The sequence below is a fragment of the Pseudomonas fluorescens genome, from assembly GCF_000967965.1.
Classification (GTDB): domain Bacteria; phylum Pseudomonadota; class Gammaproteobacteria; order Pseudomonadales; family Pseudomonadaceae; genus Aquipseudomonas; species Aquipseudomonas grandcourensis.
This window is the reverse complement of the sequence record NZ_LACC01000054.1, coordinates 1-1,805: the sequence shown is the minus strand read 5'-3', so window position 1 is coordinate 1,805 and position 1,805 is coordinate 1. Positions and strand designations below refer to the sequence as shown.

Annotated in this window: 1 protein-coding gene; it reads left to right on the top strand. The window is 62.2% G+C overall.

The features are described 5' to 3' along the window. The coding region (speC, locus tag VC35_RS27830; RefSeq protein ID WP_046043925.1) for an ornithine decarboxylase at window positions 1-1,805 on the top strand (1,805 nt) is incomplete at both ends.

The following is a 1,805-nucleotide window of genomic DNA, read 5'->3' as shown; positions in this document are numbered from 1 at the left end:
ACCGCCGCCAAGGCCTATGAAGCAAGCCTGCTGCCGCCGTTCTTCGACGCGCTCAAACATTACACCGAGGCGGCCAACGCCACCTTTGCCTGCCCCGGTCACCAGGGCGGCCAGTTCTTTCGCAAGCACCCGGCCGGTCGGCAGTTTTTCGACTTCTTCGGCGAGACGCTGTTTCGCGCCGACATGTGCAACGCCGACGTCAAGCTCGGCGACCTGCTGATCCACGAAGGCCCGGCGCTGCTGGCGCAGAAACACGCCGCGCAGGTGTTCAACGCGGACAAGACCTACTTCGTGCTCAACGGCACCTCGGCCTCGAACAAGGTGGTGACCAACGCCCTGTTGACCCCCGGTGACCTGGTGCTGTTCGACCGCAACAACCACAAGTCCAACCACCAGGGCGCGCTGTTGCAGGCCGGCGCCACGCCGGTCTACCTCGAAACCGCGCGCAACCCCTACGGTTTTATCGGCGGCATCGACGCCCACTGCTTCGAAGAGGACTACCTGCGCGAACTGATCGCCGAGGTCGCCCCGGACAAGGCGCAACTGCCACGACCATTTCGCCTGGCGATCATTCAACTGGGCACCTATGACGGCACCATCTACAACGCCCGGCAAGTGGTCGACCGCATCGGCAAGCTGTGTGACTACATCCTGTTCGACTCGGCGTGGGTCGGCTACGAGCAGTTCATCCCGATGATGAAAGACTGCTCGCCGCTGTTGCTGGATCTCGACGAGAACGACCCGGGCATCTTCGTCACCCAGTCGGTGCACAAACAGCAGGCCGGTTTTTCCCAGGCCTCCCAGGTGCACAAGAAAGACCGCCACATCAAAGGCCAGGCGCGCTATTGCAACCATCACCGGCTCAACAACGCCTTCATGGCCCAGGCGTCCACCAGCCCGTTCTACCCGTTGTTCGCCTCGCTGGATGTGAATGCGCGCATTCACTCGGGCCGCAGTGGCCTGCGCCTGTGGGAAGACTGCGTGAAGTTCGGCATCGAGGCGCGCAAGTTGATCCTCGAAGCCTGCACCATGGTCCGCCCGTTCGTGCCGTACAGCATTGAAGGGCGCGCCTGGGAAGACTATCCAACGGAAGAAATCGCCAACGACATCCGCTTCTTCGAGTTCCATCCCAAGGACCGCTGGCACGCCTTTGCCGGCTACGCCGAGAAGCAGTACTTCATCGACCCGTGCAAGTTGCTGTTCACCACACCGGGCATCGACCCGGTGGACGGCAGCTACACCGACTTCGGCATTCACGCCGGCATCCTGGCCAACTTCCTGCGCGAGAACGGCATCGTCCCGGAAAAGTGCGACCTCAACTCGATCCTGTTCCTGCTCACGCCGGCCGAAGACTGGGCGAAGATGACCCACCTGGCCGCGCAGATCGCCCGCTTCGAACGTTTCATCAGCGATGACGCACCGATGAGCCGGGTGCTGCCGGCGATCTACGCGCAACATCAGGAACGCTATCGCAACTACACCATTCGCCAGCTCTGCCAGGAAATGCACGACCTGTACCGCCATCACAATGTGCAGCAGTTGCAGAAGGACATGTTCCGCAAGGAACACTTCCCGAAAAAGGCCATGAACCCGCAGCAAGCGCAAATCGAGTACATCCGCGGCAACGTCGAACTGGTGGCGCTGGCGGATGCCGACGGGCGCATTGCCGCCGAGGGCGCGTTGCCTTATCCGCCGGGGGTTCTGTGCGTGGTGCCAGGTGAAATCTGGGGCGGCGCGGTGCTCAAGTACTTCCTGGCCCTGGAAGAAGGCATCAACCGCTTGCCCGGCTTCACGCCGGAGTTGCA